Source organism: Salmonella sp. SAL4457 (assembly GCF_046548235.1).
Lineage (GTDB): Bacteria > Pseudomonadota > Gammaproteobacteria > Enterobacterales > Enterobacteriaceae > Salmonella > Salmonella enterica.
On record NZ_JBGDZO010000234.1, the window covers coordinates 1 to 318 of the forward strand.

At 66.0% G+C, this 318-nt stretch carries 1 protein-coding gene; it reads left to right on the forward strand.

Translation table 11 applies throughout. The annotated features are described in order from the left end of the window. Nucleotides 1-318, forward strand: a 318-nt coding sequence (locus tag ACLJNW_RS24065) for a carbamoyltransferase N-terminal domain-containing protein (RefSeq protein WP_410961199.1), incomplete at both ends; no start/stop codon positions are given.

Here is a 318-nt window from a genome sequence, read left to right on the forward strand (position 1 = left end):
GGCGACATCGCCGACGATCCCTACATCCATTACGCCGCGAGCATCCAGGCGCTGTTCGAGAAGCTCGCGCTGGAGATGATGGACTACTACCTCGGCGATATCATCCGCGAGACCGGCAAGGTCGCTTTCGCCGGCGGCTGCGCGCTGAACGTCAAGCTCAACCAGAAGATCATCTCGCGCCCCGAAGTGAAGGAGCTGTTCGTCCAGCCGGCGGCCAGCGACGCCGGCACCGCGGTCGGCGCGGCGGCCTACGTGTCGCACCAGCGCGGCGTGCCGGTGGAGAAGATGGAGCACGTCTACCTCGGCCCGGAGTATTCC